Raw genomic sequence first — 19737 nt, 5'->3', positions numbered from 1 at the left:
GTTCGAGGCCGAGTCATGGGATCCGCTGGGAAATCACCTTCGACACACCGTCGCCGTGCATCGTCACCCCGTAGAGGGCGTCGGCGATCTCCATGGTCCGCTTCTGGTGGGTGATGACGATGAGCTGGGACGAGTCCTGCAGCTCTTCGAACACGGTCAGCAGGCGGGACAGGTTGAGGTCGTCGAGTGCCGCCTCCACCTCGTCCATGACGTAGAACGGGCTGGGCCTGGCCTTGAAGATCGCCACAAGCATGGCGACGGCGACCAGTGACCGCTCCCCACCTGAGAGCAGGGACAGTCGTTTGACCTTCTTGCCCGCCGGTCGGGCGTGGACGTCGACTCCGGTCGTGAGCATATCGGCGGGATCGGTCAGGCTCAGCGAGCCCTCGCCACCGGGGAACAGGCGGGAGAAGATGTCCTCGAACTCTCTCGCTGTGTCCGCATAGGCCTCGGCGAAGACCCGTTCGACGTGCCGGTCGACCTCCTCGACGAGTTTCATCAGGTCCCGTCTCGACGATTCGATATCGGCGATCTGCTTCTCGAGGAACTGATGTCTCTCCTTGAGCGCTTCGTACTCCTCGAGCGCCAGAGGGTTGACCGTTCCGATGCGTTTGAGTGCGGCATTGGCCTGCTTCTGGCGCTTCTCCACCTCGGAACGCACATACGGACGCTCCTCCTCGCCCTCGTCGAAGGCAGGAACGGGAGTCTGGGGACCGTAGAGTTCGACCAGGCGTTCGAGGCCGAGCCCGGTCTCCTCCCCCGCGCGGGTCTCGATCTCCTCGAGCTTGAGCCGGTATCGCTCCTTCGCAAGTTCTGCTTCGGCCGCAGCGTCCTTGAGCCGCTGCAGCTCCGCGCGCGTCGTGCCCAGTTCCTCGCCGAGGTGGCCCTTCTCCTCCCGCAGCTGCCCGCGCTCCTCGACGCGGACCTGGATCTGGGAGCCGAGTTCGCCCACTGTTGTCTCCGCGATGCCCGCCGCGGTCTGCGCGGTCTCGGCGATGTGCACCGCCGAGGTCGCCGCCCGGTTCTTGCGCGTGATCGTCCGCTGCGTCTGTTCACGGGCAGTCTCCTCCGCCGCGGCCGAGCGCATCAGGGAGTCGACCCTGTCGGACAGGAACCTGGTCCGGTCCGTGGCCGCCTTGTGGCTGATCCGGGTTTCGATGACGTCTTCGGACGACTGCGACACCTGTCGGCTCAGCTCATCGCGTTCGGTGGTGTCGACGACCTCGTCGACGTCCTCCGTGCCGGCGAGCGCGGATTCGGCCGTGCGGGCATCGCGTTCGGCCGTCTCCAGTCGTTCCGCGAGCTCGACTTCGTTGTCCTTGGCCCGCTGCAGTCGTGTCCGGGCCGTGTCGATGTCGCCGGTGATCCGGGACACCTCTTCACCGGCGGCCATGATCTTCGCGTCCGAGGAGTGCAGCTTCTCAAGGGCTGCTGCGGCCGTCGTCTTCGCCTCGGTCAGTGTTGCGTCGACCCTGTCGATGTCGGCGTCGATCCGGGTCCGTGCCTTCTGCAGCTCGGTGATCGTGGTGCGGGTGTCCTCGAGCGCGGTCTGCGAAGCCAGGCGGGTGCCCGAGGCGGTGCGAGCCCGGCTGACCCGCGTTGCGGTGAGGACCTCACCGTGGACGGTGACGGCTGTGAGTTCGGGATGGTCCTCGATGATCGCCAGTCCGCTCGCCGCATCGTCGACGCACACGACCGGTGCCAGCGTCGTGTTCAGCAGTGCGTCGAGTTCTGGGATGTCGCTGCTGACGATCTCGGTCAGCCAGCGCACCGATGAGGCACCGCCGACCGTCCCGTCGAGCGTGGGCAGGGCTTTGGTCGCGTCCGTCCCTTTTCCCGCGCCGGATCCGGGGTGGGCTCCGGCGCCCCGGCCCGCCGTGGCCCCTGCAGGGATCGTGAGGTGGACGTTCGTCTCCTCGCCGAGGTGGTTGAGGACGTCCAGCGCCGCCCGGCCTGAGTCGACGAGCACTCCGGAGATCGTATTCGACAGGGCCGCGGCCACGGCCATCTCGAATCCGTCGACCACGCTCAGACGTTCGGTCACGGCCGAGCCGACGCCCGGCAGGTCTGCGTTGACGATGTCCTCGAGATCGGCTTCCAGAGCCGTGCCCAGTGACAGTGCCTCGGCACGAGCCTCGGCCGAGGCCAGCTCCGAGGCGGTCGTGGCCCTCTGTGTCCGGAGTTCTTCGAGTTCGGCCTCAAGATCGTCCTGCGCGTCCTTGGCCGATTCGTACTCCCGGTCGAGTTCGCTCTCTCCCGCCTCGACGCCCTCGACGGCGGCCTCGGCGCTCGTCAGCTCCGCGGTGCGTTCGGCAATGCGGTCCGTCACCGTCTCGATCTCTGCCCGGTTGGCTTCGATCCGGGAGCCGAGGTCCTTCGCCCGTTCGGCGGCCTGCGATCTCTTCGACTGCAGCGTGGACCGGTTCTTGATCGCCTCGGTGATGGCCACCTGCGCGGCCTTGACCTCGTCTTCGGCTCTCTTCAGTGCCAGAGTGAGCTCGTCCTTGCGCGCCTGTGAGCGATCCAATGCCGCCGCGGATTCGTCGACGGCCTCCTGCGCGGTGCCGAGCTCACCCTTGAGGTGTTCGGCCTGGGACCGGAGTTCCTCCGGCGACTTCGATTCCCGTCTGCCCAGACTCGCGACCTCGGAGAGCAGGTGGGAGCGTTTGTCTTCGGCCCGCTGGGCGACTCCCCTCGCCCGCACGATCTGGGTCTGGGTCCGTGACTCCGCGCTGCGCAGATCCTCCACTTCGGCGTCGAGTCCTCCCAGGCGCGTCTCGATCTCCTGCAGGCGGTCCTCCGTGCGCGCCCGTCGATGTTCGAGATCGCCGATGCGATCACCGCCGTCCTCGCCCTCAGCGCCGACGGTCGAGGCCAGCGAGGCCTGCAGCCGCACGGTGTCGTCGGCCAACAGCCTCGCCGTCGCATCGCGCAGTGTGGCTTGGACGGTGGCGGCCCTCTGCGCGGCCTCGGCCTGACGACCCAGAGGCCCCAGCTGCCGGTTGAGCTCGGTGCGCAGATCGGAGAGACGGTCGAGGTTCGTCTGCAGACCGGTGAGTTTCCGCACAGCCTTGTCCTTGCGCCTGCGGTGTTTGAGGACGCCTGCGGCCTCTTCGATGAAGCTGCGGCGCTCGATCGGGTCGGCGTGGAGGATCGCGTCGAGGCGTCCCTGCCCCACGATGACGTGCATTTCCTTGCCCAGCCCCGAGTCGTTGAGCAGCTCCTGGATGTCGAGGAGCCTGGCTGGTGCGCCGTTGACGGCGTACTCGCTCCCCCCGGTGCGGAACAGGGTGCGCGAGATCGTGACCTCGGTGTAGTCGACGGGAATGGCTCCGTCGGTGTTGTCGATGGTCAGGGCCACCTCGGCGCGGCCCAATGCCTGACGTTTGGAGGTGCCGGCGAAGATGACGTCGTCCATCTTGCCCCCGCGCAGATTCTTCGCCCCCTGCTCGCCCATCACCCATGACAGGGCGTCGACGACATTGGACTTGCCGGAGCCGTTGGGGCCGACAACGCAGGTGATGCCCGGCTCGAACTTGAGTGTCGTGGCCGAGGCAAAGGACTTGAATCCTCGCAGGGTCAGGCTTTTCAGATGCATCGTCTCACCAGCATATCCCGGGTGCCGACCTGCATTTCCGGAATCTTTTGGTAGAGTGTCTCCTCGTGCGCCGATTTCGGCGTCTTTCCTCCGTAGCTCAGTTGGCAGAGCATTCGACTGTTAATCGAAGGGTCGCTGGTTCGAGCCCAGCCGGGGGAGCTGGTCAAGGCCCCGTCGTTCGCGGCGGGGCCTTGGGCATGTCCCGGGCATTTGTCCCGATAGTGCCCCGCAGTGTCTCTCAACTGAGAAGATCAACGGCGCGAACCCACGGAGATCTGTCAAATCGGGCTGAGTCCATCTGTGTACGACACTGTCGTCTGATGAACGCTCAATGCCGTCCATGAGCAGGAAGGAGCGCCGATCACGACTGTCTGCAGAACGACTGCGGCCGCGCTGACCGGCAAGCATCGCTATGAGCAGTGATACCACCAAGACTCAGGAGCTGATCCGGCACCTGAAGAATCCGACCACACGGCAGAGGCCGCTGATCCGCAAGGGTGTCGACAAGGTCGTGTTCTCGGCCGCAGGCATCCTCGCCGTGGCCTTCGTCGTCTGGGGCTTCGTCTCCCCGGACAGTCTCGGATCCGTCGCGGGAACTCTGCTGAACGGCGTCATGGACAACTTCGGCTGGCTCTTCGTCATCGCCGCCACGATCTTCACGATCTTCGTCATCATCGTCGCCATGTCCAAGTTCGGGCGGATCCCGCTGGGCACCGATGACGAGAAGCCGCAGTTCAAAACCTCCTCATGGATCTCCATGATGTTCGCCACGGGGATGGGCATCGGACTCGTGTTCTCCGCGGTCGGTGAACCGCTGTTCTTCTACATGTCTCCCCCGCCGGCGACCGTCGACGGGTCCACGCCCGAGGCGATGGGCACCTCGATGGGCACGACGCTCTTCCACTGGACCCTCTACCCCTGGGCCATGTACGCCATCGTCGGTCTCGGCGTCGCCTACGGTTCGTTCCGCCTCGGCCGGTCCCAGCTATTCTCGTCGATGTTCACCCCGCTGTTCGGTCAGCGCGCAGTCAACGGTGTCGGCGGCAAGGTCATCAACATCCTCGCGATCCTCGCGACGCTCTTCGGCTCGGCCTGCTCGCTGGGCCTCGGCGCGATCCAGATCGGCGGCGGCATCGAGTCGGCGGGCATCATGTCCGACGTCACCTCGCCGATCCTCGTCATCATCATCGCGATCCTCACTGCTGCCTTCGTCGCCTCGGCCGTGTCCGGTGTCGAGAAGGGCATCCAGTGGCTGTCGAACATCAACATGGTCCTTGCCGTCATCGTCGCGCTCATCGTCTTCATCGGCGGACCGACGCTGTTCATCCTCAATGTGATCCCGTCCTCGCTCGGTTCGTTCATCGAGGATCTGCCGCAGATGGCTTCACGGACCTCGGCCAACGGTGAGGACGTCAATACGTGGCTGTCGTCATGGACCGTCTTCTACTGGGCCTGGTGGGTCTCCTGGTCGCCCTTCGTCGGCCTCTTCATCGCCCGCATCTCCCGCGGCCGCACCGTGCGCCAGTTCATCACCGGCGTCCTCATCGTTCCCTCCGTGGTCTCGACCATCTGGTTCGCGATCTTCGGCGGCGGCGCCATCGGCATCCAGGAGCGCGCCGAGCGCGGCGAGGGCACGGTCGAAGCACTCGCGAAGATAGTCGATGGTGAGCCGGACATCAACATGGATACGATCCTGTTCGACCTCCTCGGCTCGCTGCCTCTGCCGAACGTCATCGCCATCGTCCTGATGGTCGTCACGGTGATCCTCATCGCGATCTTCTTCGTCACGGGTGCCGACTCGGCCTCGATCGTCATGGGCACGCTGTCCGCCAACGGTCGGGAGGAACCCGGCAAGCGTCTCGTGCTGTTCTGGGGTATCGCCACCGGTGCTGTGGCCGCGGTGATGCTCTTGGCGGGCGGTTCCGATCCCGCCGAGGCGCTCGAGGGACTGAAGAACATCACGATCGTGGCCGCATTGCCGTTCGTCATCGTCATGCTCCTGTTGTGTGTGGCCCTATGGAAGGACCTGTCGAGAGATCCTCTGATCATTCAAGGTCAGCTGGCCAACCACGTCCTCGAGCAGTCGGTGGCCACCGCCGTCGACGAGTACGACGGCGAGGTCTTCGGGCTCGAGACCTCCGAGCTGCCTGTGGAGAACCACGACGAGGACAGCCCCACGAGCTGACCGTCGAATCTCGACTCCGGGCCGAGGGCCGGGCACTGCTTCCGACCGAGCGGGCCCGGCCCTCGTCGCCTGTTTCAGATCTCTGACCGCCGTCGACGAGGAAGCCATGACATGAACCCAACCATCAGAGCACATGGGAAGGTGTCGAAGTTCGTCGGCGGTCTCTCGCATGGGCCGAGGTACGGCCGAGCCGAACACATCGTCGAGGTCGCGGACTCGAAGCCAGGTTTTGATGACCAAGCGTCCATCACGTGCTCGGCGACGTCATCCTGGTCAACGGACGCGCGTGGCCGCGTCACGAGGTCGACACCGCGCTCTATCGATTACGTTTCCTCAACGCATCCAACGCACGCAGGTATCGCCTGCGATTCGAGGCAGACGGCGCAGGGCCCGATTTGCCGATTAGACAGATCGGGTCCGATCACGGTCTGCTTGCCCGTCCGGTACGTCATCACTCGCTGGCACTCGCCCCGGCCGAGCGTTTCGACGCACTCGTCGACTTCCGGGATCTGACACCAGGGACCAGCGTTCGCCTCGTGAACGGCCTCGGCTCCGCGAGCACCACCGCCGTCATGCGCTTCGACATCGCGAGGCGCGTCACCGACGGTCCAACGATCCCTGAGATCCTCAGCGGAGAGATCGAGCGATTGCACGAAGCCGATGCCGTTCGCACTCGACAGATGTCCTTCCGTTCGCAATCCATCGACGGCATGCATGGTTGGACCGTTAACGGCCGACCATTCGATCCGCACGTGGCGCAAGCGACCGTCGCGCTTGGCAGCACCGAGATCTGGGAACTCACCACCGACTTCCACCATCCGGTTCATCTCCACCTTTCGCCCTTCCAAGTCTTGGGGCGCGGCACCGGCGGCCCGGACCGTTCGACAGTGGGTGGAAGGACACCATCGACCTGCGCCCCGCCGAAACGGCACGCATCATCGTGCGGTTCGACGGGCATCGCGGCCGCTATGTCTTCCATTGCCACAACCTCGAACACGAAGACATGATTATGATGGCGAACTTCGATGTGATCTAACCACAACGGCATTCGGTCCTGGTTGGGACAGAACCGCGCAATAGGGGCAATCGGCCTGATCGACGGACATCTCGCCTATCTGTCCCGCCGGTGACTTCACGGGCGTTGCTGGGTCGGCGACCCTCAACGGTAACGCGGCGGGCGTTGGCAGTTCGGGCAGAAGTGGGTCCCGCGGCCCCCGATCGTCAACTTCTCGATCCGGCCTCCGCAGCGCACGCATTCCTGCCCGCTGCGGCCGTAGACCAGCAAGGCCCGATCGAAGTAGCCGGATTCGCCGTTGACGTTGACATAGAGCGCATCGAAGCTCGTCCCGCCCACGGCAAGTGCATCGGCCATCACTGACGACGCGGAGTCGAGGCCCGCAGTGAGTCGGGAGCGACGGGTCCGGGCAGGGATCGCCAGGGGATGGATTCCGGCGCGGAACAGGGCTTCATCGGCATAGATGTTGCCGATGCCGCTGACAAGCGTCTGATCGAGCAGAGCCGCTTTGATCGCCGTGCGCTTGAGCGCCATCTGATTGACCACGGATTCCGGGTCGAACGACGCCTCCAAGGGGTCGGCTGCGATGTGAGTCGCCGAGGCGGGGACGAGCCGGCCGTAGGCGTGCACGAGAGGCTGGACTCCCAGATGACCGAAGATCCGTTGGTCGACGAAGCGCAGGTCCAGGCTCTCATCGCCTCGCTCGAGACGAAGAGCGGCGCGGGTATGGCGGTGAGCCTCATCCTCGGCCCGGTGGACGCGCAGTTGGCCGCTCATGCCCAAGTGGACGAGCAGACTGAGCTCAGGGGCCAGGCTCGGGCCCTCCCCCAGCGTCAGCCACATGAACTTCCCGCGGCGTTCGGCGGCGATGATCCGACGTCCGGTCACCGCAGTGATGAACCCGTCGACTGCGGAAGCATCGACGTGTCGCCTCGACGTCGTGCCCAGAATTCGGGGGTCGATCACCTCGGCGCCGGTGATGGTGGCACCGGCAGTCCATTCGTGGACGCCCGCGCGGACGCTTTCGACCTCGGGCAGCTCCGGCATCAGGTGTTCCTCACAGCGACGGTGCCCGGCACCACACGGCTGCTCAGCGGCTGTAGTCCGGGTAGATGGTGCGGATGGCCTTGACGGCGACTTCCGCAGCTGCGGCTTCGGCGGCCTTCTTCGACGAGCCGTCGCCGCTGCCCCAGCCGTTGGCGCCGAGGCGTGCTGTCGCGGTGAAGACCATCGCGTGGTCGGGGCCTGAGGAGACGATCTCGTAGCTCACGGCGCCCAGATCCAGGTCGGCAGCTGCTTCCTGGAGGGTGGTCTTGAAGTCCATCCCGGCACCCAGGTTCACGGCGTCGGACAGCATTCCGTCGATGAGCCGGTGGACGAAGGCGAAGGCCTCCAAACGCCCGCGGGCGACGAAGGTGGCGCCGATGAGGGCTTCGACCGTGTCGGCGAGGATCGAGTCCTTGTTGCGGCCTCCGGTGAGTTCTTCGCCCTTGCCCAGAAGGATGTGGGGACCGATGTCGTGCTTGCGGGCGATCGCCGCCAGTGCTCGGGTGTTGACCACGGCGGAGCGCATCTTGGCCAGTGACCCTTCGGCCAGATCCGGGTTGTCGTAGTACAGCGATTCGGTGGCCACGAGCCCGAGGACCGAGTCGCCGAGGAACTCGAGTCGCTCGTTCGTGGGGATCCCACCGGCTTCGAAGGCGAAGGAGCGGTGTGTCAGGGCGAGACGAAAAGTCTCGGGATCAATATCGATCCCGAGACTCTCCTGCAGTTGTGCTGTGGTGTCTGTGTCCACAGGTCAGACGTCAGCGACCTTGCGTCCCTTGTACTCAAGGAACAGCGGGGTGCCGGCCGAGTCTTCGACAACTTTGGCCTGGTGAGGGCGCGAGTACACAACGCGACCGTTCTCCACAGTCTTGACCAGGTTGGGAGCCTGGGCCTTCCACTGCGAACGACGGTGGCGGGTGTTGCTGCGCGACATTTTACGCTTCGGAACAGCCACGTCTAGCTCTCTTTCTTCTCATCCAACAAACTCTGCAATGATGCGAACGGCGACTCGGATTCGCTCTCGTCGGCTTCGAGATCCTCACCCAGGGTGAAGCTGAAGTCCTCGCTCCGGTCCTTTGACGGACTGAAGGGCAGGGCCATCACGACAGCGTCTCTGATCACGGGTTCCAGGTCGAGCTGATCCCGGTCGATGACATAGGAGTCCTCGTCGCCCTCGGCCCGCTCGTAGACATACATCTCATTGATGTCGACGTCTACAGGCAACTCGATGGCGTCGAGAGTCCGCATGTCCTCGCCGTGGGCCGTTGCCGAGACCGTTCCCGACACGTAGATCCCCTCCGACACGCTCTCGAACTTCAGCTCGAGCGTCAGTGGTGAACCTTCCGCGACCCCGATCACTTCGATCCTGAGATCCGCCGGAGCAGGCAGGGTGGTGTTCACCCGTTCCCACTCACCCGGATGACCGAGCAATCCCATTGACCTGAGATCATAGACGAATTCAGATCGATTCTTCATGCCCCGTCCTCCTATCGTGATTGAGGATGCTGCCCCTGCGTTCACACGCGAGTCACCATTCTAGTCATCATCGCCGGTCATTGCCAATCGAGCCCTCCGCACCACTGAGGGGCTTCCGGTCACCATTTCTCGTACTGATTGCGCAGCGTGACTCCGCCCGCTCCCAGCAGCAGAGCACCGGCGATCGTGAACACGATGCCCGAGGGCGCGATGAGGGTGAGCAGGGACGCCGCCGAGGGTATCGCCACTTGGCTGAGTCGGTTGCCGGCCAAGCGGATCGAGAGCACGGCGGCCCGGTTCGCCGGATCCGACAGCGTCGAGACCCAGGTCATCGTCAGCGGCTGCGTCAGCCCGAAGCAGAAGCCCGCCGTGGCCAGCAGGATCGCCAGCATCCACGGTTCGACGAACACCGGGATGCCGATGATGCAGGCCCCGGCCAGCACCGAGGCGGTCCACAGCAGGGAGAGGTTGTTCCACTTGCGTGTGAGCACCCCGATGATCAGCCTGGAGACCACCGAGGCCAGGGTGCGCAGGGTGAGCAGCCAGGTCACGGTCGTCACCGACAGCCCGTTCTGCTGCCCGATGAGGGGAAGGTAGGCGGTCATGAGGTCGACCGCGGCCAGCGTCGTCATCGAGGCGAAGATCGCGGGCTTCATTCCCCGGATCGAGAGCAGGCTCAGCGGTGTGCGGGCGTCCTTGGCCGCCTCGGCGCGGGAGACATGAGGGGTGTGGCCGCGGAGCATGACGACGACGGCCGCGACCAGGGTCAGTGCGGAGACCGCGGTCATGAACCACAGCGCGGTCACGATCTGCGGGGACCCGGAGGTCGCTCCCGCGACTGCACCGGCCACCGGCAGACCGATCGTCTGCCCGATGGAGACCCCGAGGGTGAGGTAGCCGAACTTCGACGTCAGCGCCGAGGCGGGGAAGCTCTGCGGGATCAGCGCCTGGGATGCCACCGTGGTCAGCATCTGCCCCAGCCCCAGACACATGGTGGCGATGAGGAGCACGCCGAGGTTGGGTGCGAGCGCCGCGAGCGCGACGGGCAGAATCGACAGGGCCGTTCCCGTCCACAGCACCGCGGTGGCGTAGCCCCGGTCGACGAGACGTCCGATGAACAGCGCCGTGAACAGCGGTACGAGGGAGTAGCAGGCGGTCATGAGACCGAGGACGACTCCGCTGCCGCCCAATTCCAAGGTTCGGTAGGAGATGAGAACGCGGACACCGTTGTACGTCGCCTGGGCGATGACGGTGTGGAGGACGAGGCCGAGGAACCACGGCCGGAAGGGGGAAGAGGGAGTCGGCATGCCTCAGTGCGCAGCGTTCAGCGCATCGAGCACCGCGGTCGGCACGAGACCCTCGATGTCTCCCCCTCCGGCGTGGACCTCTTTGATGAGCGAGGAGGAGACGTGCTCGAATTCGGGATTGCCGGGAACGAAGATCGTCTCGAGTTCGCTCAGGTGCTTGTTCATCAGCGCCATCGGCAGCTCGTAGGCGAAGTCGGTGCCCGAGCGCAGTCCCTTGACCACGGCGGGTGCGTCGATCGAGGTGCAGTAGTCGACGAGGAGCCCGCCGGCGACGGTGTCGATCGTGACGTTCTCCGCCCGCCGGGTTCGCTCGTCCTCGTCCAGGCAGCGACGAATGAGATCGGCGCGCATCTGCGGATCGAAGCGTCCAGACTTCTTGGGATTATGGACGACGGCCACGACCACCTCGTCGAAGAGGCGGGCACTGCGGGCGATGACATCGAGATGACCCATGGTGATCGGGTCATAGGATCCGGGGCAGACAACCTTCATGACTTCATCGTATCCCGCAGCGCCGACCACTGGTCATCGGCTGGTCCGTCGCGGTCACCGGCCCTGACGATGACGGCCTGTGATTCGGCCACGGTGTCGCGCAGCCGCGCGGCGGCACTGTCCATGACCCGACCGACGATCTCCAGGGACTTCGACTCGTCTCCCGCAGCGATCGCCTCGGCGAGTTCCCTGTGCGTCTCGATGAGATCGCACCTGACCTCATAGCCGCGGCGGTCGGACAGCGACAGCAGCCGGGTCTGGACCATCGAGACCTTCATCAGATCGCTGAGGCGGTCCGAGCCGGAACTGGCGACGATCGCGTGGTGGAAGTCGAGATCTGCGTCGCCGATGACGCGGGCGGTGTTGTCCTCGATCGCAAGTTCGAGCCTGTGCAGTGACTGCTGGATGCGGGCGATCGGCTTGTCCGTCCGGAGGACGATCTTCACGGCCTGCGCCTCGAGGGCCTCCCGGACCGGATAGACGTCGTCGACGTCGCCGAGCCTCATCCGCTTGACCCGGACTCCGCGGCCGGGGGCATGGCTCATCACCCCCTCACTGACGAGCCTCTGCAGGGCCTCACGCAGTGAGGGTCTGGACACGACGAGGAGTTCGGCCGTGCGGACCTCATTGATCGACTGCCCCGGAGCCAGGGATCCACTGTAGATGGCATTCCTGATCTGGTCGGCGATGAGGTCGATCGTCGATGATCGGACGACCTTGCGCAGAACCGGAAGCTCCGAAGTCGGGGATTGAGGCATATCACGATCATATAACTTTGTCTGACAGTGTGACATCCGGACAACAAAAGTATTGAATAGTGTCCTTGAGACGCATGTCACGAAGATGTGTCGACTTACTACGAAAGGGACAGCTATGAAAGCCATCAAGGGGCTAGCCGCCGCGACCTCGATCATCGCCCTGACACTCGGCCTGGGGGCTTGCGGCGGAAGCGATTCCGATGAGAGCACACTCCAGAAGGCAGTCGACGCGGGCAAGATCTCCGTCGGCTTCGCCGGTGAGGCACCGTACAGCTTCGAAAAGGACGGGGAGCTCCAAGGCGCATCGGTTGCCATGGCCAAGACGATATTCAAGGAGCTCGGCGTCGAGGACGTCGAGGGAGTCAACACCGAATTCGGTTCGCTGATCCCCGGTCTCAATGCCGATCGCTTCGGCGCGATCTCCGCCGGCATGTCGATCCTCCCCGATCGCTGTGAACAGGCCGCCTTCGGTGATCCCGAGTTCATGTACACCACTGCCCTGATGACCAAAGAAGGCGAGGGCAAGGGCATGAAGGACATGCAGGACGTCAAGGACGAAGGTCTCAAGCTCGCGACGATGAGCGGAGCGATCGAAACCACGGTCTACGCCAAGGAACTGGGCATCGACACGCAGGAAGTCGGCACTCCGCAGGACGGCATGGATGCTGTGACCACGGGTCGTGCCGATGTCTTCGCTCTCACCGGCATCTCGCTCAACTGGATGGCGAAGAACAACCCGGATGCCGGTGTCGAGGTCAGCGAGTCCTTCGTTCAGGAGATCGACGGAGTGCCGCAGGTCGGTGCCGGTGCCACTGTGTTCCGCACCGACGATTCCGAACTCAAGGAGGCCTGGAACAAGGAGCTCGAGAAGATCGTGTCCGATGAGGACAAGTACCTCGACGTCGTCGGCGACTACGGCTTCACGAAGGAAGAACGTCCCACCGGCGAGATCACGACCGACCAGCTGTGCAAGGGCGAGCTCCCCACAGCTGAGTCCTGATCGGCTCCTGGGCACCTCCGGTCATGACTGACAATTTCACCACGTTGCTGAATTTCCTCCCACAGCTGTGGGAGGGAATTCAGACAACACTCATCCTCACTGTCGTGGGGTCGATCGGCGCGGTCGTCGTCGCCATCGTCCTGGGCCTCACGATGACCTCGTCCCGCGCTTGGCTGCGCATTCCCGCGCGGATCATCGTCGAGTTCTTCCGCGGCACCTCGCTGCTCGTGCAGCTGTTCTGGCTCTTCTACGTCTTCCCCCTCCTTGGGGTCGACCTCGATCCCATCGCCTGCGGCATCGGTGCGTTGGCGCTCAACTATGGTGCCTATTCCGCCGAGGTGGTCCGCTCCTCGATCAAGACCGTCGCGCCCGGGCAGTGGGAGGCGGCGATCGCCCTCAGCCTCTCGCCGACCCGGCGCATGATCCGGGTCATCTTCCCGCAGGGCTGGGCACTGATGATCCCGTCCTTGGCGACGCTGCTCATCCAGCTCCTCAAAGGCACAGCAGTGGTCTCCTTCATCACCCTGCAGGATCTCACCGAGAAGATCACGCAGCTGCGCCAGTCGACGAACGACACGTATTTCGCATTCACGGTCGGACTCATCATCTATTTCATCATGGCTTGGCTCCTCCAGGAGGGCATGAACTTCCTCGAACGCAAGGCCACAGCACGACTGGGCCGCAGACGACCGAACTCACGCGCCGACCGCCGTGTCGCACGCCGAGACGCTCGGGAGGACAGGAAGCATGAGCCCGGCTCCACATCCATCGCCGGACCGAACTCCGGAAACATCGGATATGGGGGCCCACTGTGATCTGGAATTGGGAATTCGCCGCCGAAGCGCTGCCGCTCCTCCTCCGGGGATTCGTCAACACGCTCATCGCCACCGGCGTCGGCACCGTAATCGCCACCATCCTCGGCCTCATCATCGCCGTCACGATCCGCTCGCTGCCACGCTGGATCAATTGGGTGGTCCGACTGCTCGTCGCGTTCGTCAGGAATACTCCTCTGGTCATGCAGCTGATGTTCGTGTACTTCATCTTCGCCGGGATACCGGGCCTGGTGGACGTGCCGGCCCTTGTCATCGGCTTCATCGTCATCGGCATCCACTACTCGACCTACATGTCGGAGAGCTACCGTGCAGGCATCGACTCGGTGCCACCGGGACAGCACGAGGCAGCAACCGCACTCTCACTGCCACCGGTCCGCAAGTTCACCGCAATCGTGCTTCCGCAGGCATTGCGCGCCACGATCCCGTCCCTGGGAAACTACGCCGTGGCGATGTTCAAGGACACCCCGTTCCTGTTCGCGATCTCGGTGGTCGAACTCGTCACCTCGGCGCAGCAGTTCGGTGCGGCGAAGTTCGCCTACACGGAAGCCTTCACCCTGGCCGGCCTCATCTTCCTGGCCGCCAGCTACCCGACATCCCTACTCATCCAACGAATGGAGAAGCGCCTTGCCACCTACTGAGAGCACCTCATCGACTCCGACTGCGAATCCCCCGGGCTCGGCCACACCAGCCATCGAGTTCAAGGATGTGGAGAAGAGATTCGGGAAGACGACGGTCCTCAAGGACCTCAACTTCACCGTCGCTCCCGGAGAGCGCGTCACCCTGATCGGGCCCAGCGGTTCGGGGAAGACGACGATCCTCCGCCTCGTCATGACCTTGGAGGAGCTGACCGGCGGCTACATCTATGTCGACGGCAAGCCGCTGACCCATACAGAGAAGAACGGCAAGAGAGTCGAACTGCCGTCGAAGACCACCCGTGCCATGACGACACGGATCGGGATGGTCTTCCAGCAGTTCAACCTCTTCCCCAACATGACGGTCATCGAGAACATCATCGAAGCGCCCGTCCATGTGCTCGGCCGGTCCAAGAACGAAGCCGTAGAAGAAGCGAAGTCGCTGTTGGAGAAGGTCGGGCTCGCAGACAAGGCCGATGAGCATCCCACTCGACTCTCGGGCGGTCAGCAGCAGCGCGTGGCCATCGCGAGAGCTTTGGCGATGAGCCCGGAGATCCTCCTCCTCGACGAGGTCACGTCCGCACTCGACCCCGAGCTCGTCGGAGACGTCCTCGAAGTCCTCCGCGACATCGCGGAGACGACGGACATCACGATGCTCCTGGTCACTCACGAGATGCAGTTCGCGCGTGAGGTCTCGCATCGGGTGATGATGTTCGACGGTGGTCAGGTCCTCGAAGAGGGCGCACCCGACCAGCTGTTCAACGACCCGCAGCACGAGCGCACGCGCTCGTTCCTCTCGAGCGTGCAGTAACCGGCAGACAGTCCTGGCTCAGATGACCCGACTCAGACGGCTTGGGTCACGTCCTCGGTTGTCGCCGTGAGCTGGACGAAGTGCAACGTGGTCTCGCCGAAGGTCTTCGTGCGAAAGACTTCGAGGGTCGACGGCATCATGGGCTCGGGTGCCCGCGAAGCACGTTCCACGACGACGATGGATTCCATGTCGAGCAGCCCGGAGAGCCTGCTGAGGATCTGTGTCACTGCGTCCTCGCCGAGCGGATAGGGCGGGTCCATGAACACCAGATCGAAGATGCGGCCCTCGTCGTCGCTCCTGGCCTCGAGGACACCGCCTTCCTGCTGGACGTCCAGTCCCCCGAAGCTCTCCGATCCGTGCTGTTCGAACGTCAGCTGTACCGGATCGTGCTGTTCGGGCGTCTGATCATGCTGTTCGGGCGCCTGACCGTGCTGTTCGGGCGCCTGCTGTTTTGAACCGTGCTGCGAGGCGAGGAACGACACGACGTCCGCGGAGTGGATTCGGGTCGAATGGCCGATTCCCAGCTTCTTCGCGTTCGCCTCGACCGCGCGGGCAGAGGACCCCGACGAATCGACGAAGTCGACCTCGGCCGCTCCGCGTGACATGGCTTCGAGCCCCAGCCCGCCGGAACCGGCGAAGAGGTCGAGGACGTTCGCCGCTTTGAGAACCCCGTAGCCGTCGAGCATCGAGAACAGCGATTCCTTGACCCGGTCCGAGGTCGGTCGCGTGTTCGACCCGCTCGGGGCGACGAGTCTGGACCCTTTGAATGCACCCGCGATGATCCGCATTGCGCCGCCTCCTCAGCTCGCCTCGATGAAGTGCGCCGATTCCGCCGGCAGCACCCGATTGATGAATCTGCGCAGCGCAGGCAGCGAGCGCAGCCCGGGATCGACTGCGATGATCTTCTCCGCATACTCCCTGGCCGCTTCGACGATGGCCGCGTCTCGCAGGATCGCCAGATGGTGCAGGGAGGACCCTCCCCACTGTGAGGCTCCGAGGACATCGCCTTCGCCGCGGTTGTCGAGATCGTACTCGGCCAGTTCGAAACCGTCGAGGGTCCCGGCCACCGCTCGCAGGCGGTCGAAGCTCTCATCGGTCTCCGGCCGGTTGCTGATGAGGAAGCAGCTCGCGGGACGCCCGTCACGACCGACCCGTCCCCTCAGCTGATGGAGTTGGGCGATGCCGAAGCGCTCCGCTTCGTGGATGATCATCATGGTGGCACGGGGAACGTCGACGCCGACTTCGATGACGGTCGTGGCCACGAGGGCGTCGATGGCCCCCGTGACGAAGTCCTTCATGATCCGGTCCTTCTCCGCCGTCGGCATCTTCCCGTGCAGGAGCCCGATGGTCAGTGAGCTCAGCTCCTCGGCGTTCTCCATCTTCTCCTTGAGCTCTTCGACTCCGATCCGGTGTTCGACCTTCTCCGTCTCCGGGTCCTCGACGTCGCTGGATTCGATGCGCGGTGCCACCACGAACCCTCCTTCGCCGCGATCGGCGGTCTGGGCGAGGAGTTCGTGGACCCGGCCCAGCCACTGAGGATGATCGGCCAGTGACACGGTGTGCGTCGTGATGTCCTTGCCCCCGGCAGGCATCTCCTTGAGCGTGGAGACGTCGAGGTCGGCGAAGACGGTCATCGCCACGGTGCGCGGAATCGGGGTTGCCGACATCACCAAGGTGTGCGGAACCCTGGTCCCGGCCTTCGCCCGCAGCGCCTCGCGCTGTTCGACGCCGAATCTGTGCTGCTCGTCGACGACGATGAGGCCGAGCTCGTCGAACATCGTCGAATCCGACATCAGCGCATGCGTGCCGACGACGATGTCGATCTGTCCGGTGGCCAGGTCGAGGGCCAGCTGTTTGCGTTCGCGGGCAGGCATGGACCCCGTCAGCAGTGCCACCCGCACCTGGTCGTCACCGGACAGGAGCGGGCTCAGGGCCATCTGGTCGCCGAGGAGACGCTCGATGGAGTCGAAATGCTGACTGGCCAACACCTCGGTGGGGGCCAGCATCGCGGCCTGGGAGTCGGAGTCGACGGCCTTGAGCATCGCGCGGAGGGCGACGACGGTCTTGCCGGAGCCCACATCGCCGTGGAGGAGCCGGTGCATGGCCGTGTTCTGTCCCAGATCGTGGGCGATCTCCTCACCGACGGTGACCTGCGAGGGCGTCAGGGCGAAGGGGAGATCGCGGTCGAATCTCTCACACCTGTCTCCGACCTTGAGCAATGGGGTCGCCTCGAGTTGGGCGTAGTCGGCCTTGCGGGAGACGAGCTCGGTCTGCAGGGCGAGCGCCTCCTCCCACTTCCACCGCTGCTTGGCCCGGTTCGTCGCTTCGGCCGAGCGCGGTCGATGCATGTCGTTGAGTGCGGTGCGCAGGTCCGGCAGGTCCAGGTGCTCGCGCATGGTGGCCGGGATCGGATCCTCGAACTCCTCGGGGTCGGCGACGTCGAGGAGGACCTTGACGGCCTTCCACAGTCGCGTCTGTGCGATTCCCTTGACTCGCGGGTAGACGGGGAAGGGGGAGTTGAGGTCTTCCGGGGTCCACTTCTCGTCGTGTTCGTCGCGATTGAGCCAGGTGGGCGAGTTCAACGTCAGCTGTCCCCGGTATTCCTCGACCTTCCCGGCGAAGACGACGGTCAGTCCGGGCACCAGCTTATTGTCCAACCAGCGTTGGTTGAAGAAGGCGATCTTCATCGACTGGCGTCCGTCATGGACGACCACATCGGTGATGGTGCCACGCCGTTTCTGCATGCGTCTGGTGTCGACGGAGATGACCTCGGCCTGCAGGATCGCGGTCTCGCCCAGCGGGAGACCGCCGAGGGGCGTCTTCTCCCCGGGGATGAGGAATCTGCGGGGGAAGAAGCGGAACAGATCCGCCACCGAGGTGATTCCGCGCTTCTTCAGCGCCCCGCGGTCCCGTGCGGTGAAGTAGTCGTCCAGGCGGGCGCTCATTCGACTCCCATGATGATCAGCGTGGCCCGGTCTCTCGAGTCGATGTCCTGGAACCGCACCTGTGCGTGTGACTTGCGTATCCATTCGCGCAGACTGTCGAGGACATCGGGTGGACAGCCGGGACCGTGGACGAGGGTCAGCAGCTCTCCCCCGGCACCCAGCAGCCGATCGGCGAGCTTCTCGACGAGGGTCGTCAGCTCGGTGCTCTGGGTCTTGACCTTCCCGTCGATGAAGACCCGGTAGAACTGGGAGGGGTGGGAGCGCGGAATCCTTCGCGAATCGTCGATGGTCGGCAGAGCCTCGGTGTGGGGGTCGAGCGCCAGCTGCTCGAGCGAGGCGATGGTTCCGACTCGGGTCCCGGCGGCGGCCTCGGTCATGTCGGCGAAGATCTCCCCCGCCGGGGCGAACGGATCATAGACCGCGAGCGCCGACAGCAGGGTCGCAACGTTGCGGGAGCGGACGACGCGTCCGCCGGCCACCGACCCCAGTAACCTGAGTGCGGTCGTCGAGCTGGGGATGACGAGAACCTCACGTTCCTCCTCGGCGATGATGTCGTTGGTCACGCGCACGACATCCCCGGAGCCCGGTGTCAGCGCCGTCGCCCCGTTGAGTGCGCAGTGCATGAGCAGGCCAGTGCCCTGCACGATGGCCACCAGGTGCGTCTCGCCCTCCTCCTCGTGCAGGCGCAGGTCCTCCATGTCCAGCCGGACGATGCCGAAGCCGGCGAGGTGGTCGAGGACCGTCACGGCGGTGGCTTCGTCGGCGACGTGGACATGGACCTTGGCGCCGTTGATGACGATCGATGTCCCGCCGAGCGCATCGAGCGCCTCGGCGAGGGGGGAAGCGGGTCCCTCGGCAGCGGCCGATCCTGGGGCGACGGATACTGGGGCGATCGATGCCGGATCCGTGGCGAGGGTCGCGACGATCTCGAGCTCATCGGCACCGGCCTGGTGGACGATCCGCGGGGAACCGGTGATCTCGCCGAGCATCGAATCCTGCGGTGTCCGTCCTGTGACCGTGGCGTAGAGGAGGTCGAAGAGCTCGACGATCCCGGTCGAGCCGGCATCGACGACCTCCGCCTCGCGCAGCACGCTCAGCTGCCCCGTCGTCTCTCGCAGCGCCGAGCGGGAGCGCAGGCGCACCGACGAGATGAGTTCGATGAGGTTCGCACCCGACTCGGCCATCTCCCGCGCCTGGGTGGCCATGGCGTCGAGCACGGTGAGCATGGTGCCGTCGACGGGGCGGCCGACCGATTTCCGCGCCCGTTCGGAGGCGAGTTCGAGGGCGGCGGCCATGGCATTCGGCGTCGCCACGGTCACCCCGTCGAGCGCATCGGCGACGCCTTGGAGTGCCACGGCGAGGATGAGCCCCGAGTTGCCGCGAGCTCCCCGTCCTGCCCCGTCTGCGAGAGCGGCAACGACCTGCGGCAGGGTGACGAGCCCGGTGAGCTCCTCCACGGCCAGATAGGCGCTGCGCAACGTGTGGTACATGTTCGTGCCGGTGTCGCCGTCGGGGACGGGGAAGACGTTGAGTTCGTCGATCTCGACGCGTTCCTTGCGCAGACGATCGACGGCCCGGCGCGCCCATCTGGCTGCCAGACGTCCGTTGAGGCCGATGGCCTGATTGGCGGTGCTCATG

The 19737-nt window shown here is 64.9% G+C and carries 16 protein-coding genes, 1 tRNA gene and 1 pseudogene; 7 read left to right on the top strand and 11 right to left on the bottom strand.

The genetic code is table 11. The annotated features are described in order from the left end of the window. Positions 1-13: 13 nt before the first annotated feature. Positions 14-3598, bottom strand: a complete 3585-nt coding sequence (gene smc, locus BKA07_RS09465; RefSeq protein WP_167950682.1) for a chromosome segregation protein SMC — start codon at positions 3596-3598, stop codon at positions 14-16. Between the two features lie 86 nt (positions 3599-3684). Here smc and BKA07_RS09460 point away from each other — a divergent pair. The 3 genes and pseudogenes from BKA07_RS09460 (at position 3685) to BKA07_RS19935 (ending at position 6819) form a co-directional block, all read left to right on the top strand. Continuing rightward, positions 3685-3757 (top strand) — tRNA-Asn (locus BKA07_RS09460). Between the two features lie 253 nt (positions 3758-4010). Then, on the top strand, positions 4011-5783 hold the full coding sequence (locus BKA07_RS09455; RefSeq protein ID WP_245161903.1) for a BCCT family transporter: 1773 nt from the start codon (positions 4011-4013) through the stop codon (positions 5781-5783). A gap of 572 nt (positions 5784-6355) precedes the next feature. After that, a pseudogene (locus tag BKA07_RS19935) lies at positions 6356-6819 on the top strand (multicopper oxidase domain-containing protein). 123 nt (positions 6820-6942) lie between these two features. Here the strand turns inward: BKA07_RS19935 and mutM are convergent. From mutM to BKA07_RS09415, 7 genes are all read right to left on the bottom strand, one after another. Further along, positions 6943-7845, bottom strand: a complete 903-nt coding sequence (gene mutM, locus BKA07_RS09445) for a bifunctional DNA-formamidopyrimidine glycosylase/DNA-(apurinic or apyrimidinic site) lyase (RefSeq protein WP_167950681.1) — start codon at positions 7843-7845, stop codon at positions 6943-6945. 43 nt (positions 7846-7888) lie between these two features. Beyond that, positions 7889-8593 carry a ribonuclease III gene (gene rnc / locus BKA07_RS09440; RefSeq protein ID WP_167950680.1) on the bottom strand — a complete coding sequence of 235 codons (705 nt, stop codon included), beginning with the start codon at positions 8591-8593 and terminating at the stop codon, positions 7889-7891. 3 nt (positions 8594-8596) lie between these two features. Next, positions 8597-8800 (bottom strand): 50S ribosomal protein L32, encoded by a 204-nt coding sequence (gene rpmF, locus BKA07_RS09435; protein WP_167950679.1) that lies wholly within the window; start codon positions 8798-8800, stop codon positions 8597-8599. A 2-nt stretch (positions 8801-8802) separates the two neighbouring features. Next, a complete protein-coding gene (locus BKA07_RS09430; protein WP_167950678.1) occupies positions 8803-9321 on the bottom strand; it encodes a YceD family protein in 519 nt (172 codons plus the stop codon). 119 nt (positions 9322-9440) lie between these two features. Beyond that, entirely contained in the window at positions 9441-10628 is a 1188-nt protein-coding gene (locus BKA07_RS09425) for an MFS transporter (RefSeq protein WP_167950677.1), read from the bottom strand. Between the two features lie 3 nt (positions 10629-10631). Then, positions 10632-11120 (bottom strand): pantetheine-phosphate adenylyltransferase, encoded by a 489-nt coding sequence (gene coaD / locus BKA07_RS09420; protein WP_167950676.1) that lies wholly within the window; start codon positions 11118-11120, stop codon positions 10632-10634. Then, the gene (locus BKA07_RS09415) at positions 11117-11878 is read right to left on the bottom strand and encodes a GntR family transcriptional regulator (RefSeq protein WP_167950675.1); all 762 of its coding nucleotides are present in this window, start codon (positions 11876-11878) and stop codon (positions 11117-11119) included. The genes coaD and BKA07_RS09415 overlap by 4 nt, the downstream gene beginning before the upstream one ends. Before the next feature lie 115 nt (positions 11879-11993). Between BKA07_RS09415 and BKA07_RS09410 the strand changes: the two genes are divergently transcribed. The 4 genes from BKA07_RS09410 to ehuA are packed head-to-tail and all read left to right on the top strand — an operon-like array spanning position 11994 to position 15154. Further along, the gene (locus BKA07_RS09410; RefSeq protein ID WP_209043922.1) at positions 11994-12878 is read left to right on the top strand and encodes a transporter substrate-binding domain-containing protein; all 885 of its coding nucleotides are present in this window, start codon (positions 11994-11996) and stop codon (positions 12876-12878) included. Positions 12879-12901: 23 nt separating this feature from the next. After that, positions 12902-13693, top strand: a complete 792-nt coding sequence (gene ehuC / locus BKA07_RS09405; protein ID WP_167950673.1) for an ectoine/hydroxyectoine ABC transporter permease subunit EhuC — start codon at positions 12902-12904, stop codon at positions 13691-13693. Further along, the gene (gene ehuD / locus BKA07_RS09400) at positions 13690-14349 is read left to right on the top strand and encodes an ectoine/hydroxyectoine ABC transporter permease subunit EhuD (RefSeq protein WP_342449023.1); all 660 of its coding nucleotides are present in this window, start codon (positions 13690-13692) and stop codon (positions 14347-14349) included. The genes ehuC and ehuD overlap by 4 nt, the downstream gene beginning before the upstream one ends. After that, entirely contained in the window at positions 14336-15154 is an 819-nt protein-coding gene (ehuA, locus tag BKA07_RS09395) for an ectoine/hydroxyectoine ABC transporter ATP-binding protein EhuA (RefSeq protein WP_209043921.1), read from the top strand. The genes ehuD and ehuA overlap by 14 nt, the downstream gene beginning before the upstream one ends. Before the next feature lie 32 nt (positions 15155-15186). On the opposite strand, the gene BKA07_RS09390 is transcribed toward ehuA, so the two are convergent. The 3 genes from BKA07_RS09390 to BKA07_RS09380 are packed head-to-tail and all read right to left on the bottom strand — an operon-like array spanning position 15187 to position 19736. Beyond that, on the bottom strand, positions 15187-15942 hold the full coding sequence (locus tag BKA07_RS09390; protein WP_167950672.1) for an RsmD family RNA methyltransferase: 756 nt from the start codon (positions 15940-15942) through the stop codon (positions 15187-15189). 12 nt (positions 15943-15954) lie between these two features. Continuing rightward, complete coding sequence (locus BKA07_RS09385) at positions 15955-18099, bottom strand: ATP-dependent DNA helicase RecG (protein ID WP_167950671.1); 2145 nt, start codon at positions 18097-18099, stop codon at positions 15955-15957. Continuing rightward, the gene (locus tag BKA07_RS09380; RefSeq protein WP_167950670.1) at positions 18096-19736 is read right to left on the bottom strand and encodes a DAK2 domain-containing protein; all 1641 of its coding nucleotides are present in this window, start codon (positions 19734-19736) and stop codon (positions 18096-18098) included. Before BKA07_RS09380 ends, BKA07_RS09385 begins: the two co-directional genes overlap by 4 nt. Position 19737 lies beyond the last annotated feature (1 nt).

Source organism: Brevibacterium marinum (genome assembly GCF_011927955.1).
Lineage (GTDB): Bacteria > Actinomycetota > Actinomycetes > Actinomycetales > Brevibacteriaceae > Brevibacterium > Brevibacterium marinum.
The sequence above is the reverse complement of the archived record's forward strand: the minus strand, read 5'-3'. Positions and strand labels throughout refer to the sequence as shown.

Bases quoted from the DNA above. Each gene is read 5' to 3' on its own strand.
- smc (WP_167950682.1), bottom strand. From the start codon at position 3,598: ATGCATCTGAAAAGCCTGACCCTGCGAGGATTCAAGTCCTTTGCCTCG.
- BKA07_RS09455 (WP_245161903.1), top strand. From the start codon at position 4,011: ATGAGCAGTGATACCACCAAGACTCAGGAGCTGATCCGGCACCTGAAG.
- mutM (WP_167950681.1), bottom strand. From the start codon at position 7,845: ATGCCGGAGCTGCCCGAGGTCGAAAGCGTCCGCGCGGGCGTCCACGAA.
- BKA07_RS09430 (WP_167950678.1), bottom strand. From the start codon at position 9,321: ATGAAGAATCGATCTGAATTCGTCTATGATCTCAGGTCAATGGGATTG.
- BKA07_RS09425 (WP_167950677.1), bottom strand. From the start codon at position 10,628: ATGCCGACTCCCTCTTCCCCCTTCCGGCCGTGGTTCCTCGGCCTCGTC.
- coaD (WP_167950676.1), bottom strand. From the start codon at position 11,120: ATGAAGGTTGTCTGCCCCGGATCCTATGACCCGATCACCATGGGTCAT.
- BKA07_RS09415 (WP_167950675.1), bottom strand. From the start codon at position 11,878: ATGCCTCAATCCCCGACTTCGGAGCTTCCGGTTCTGCGCAAGGTCGTC.
- BKA07_RS09410 (WP_209043922.1), top strand. From the start codon at position 11,994: ATGAAAGCCATCAAGGGGCTAGCCGCCGCGACCTCGATCATCGCCCTG.
- ehuC (WP_167950673.1), top strand. From the start codon at position 12,902: ATGACTGACAATTTCACCACGTTGCTGAATTTCCTCCCACAGCTGTGG.
- BKA07_RS09390 (WP_167950672.1), bottom strand. From the start codon at position 15,942: ATGCGGATCATCGCGGGTGCATTCAAAGGGTCCAGACTCGTCGCCCCG.
- BKA07_RS09385 (WP_167950671.1), bottom strand. From the start codon at position 18,099: ATGAGCGCCCGCCTGGACGACTACTTCACCGCACGGGACCGCGGGGCG.
- BKA07_RS09380 (WP_167950670.1), bottom strand. From the start codon at position 19,736: ATGAGCACCGCCAATCAGGCCATCGGCCTCAACGGACGTCTGGCAGCC.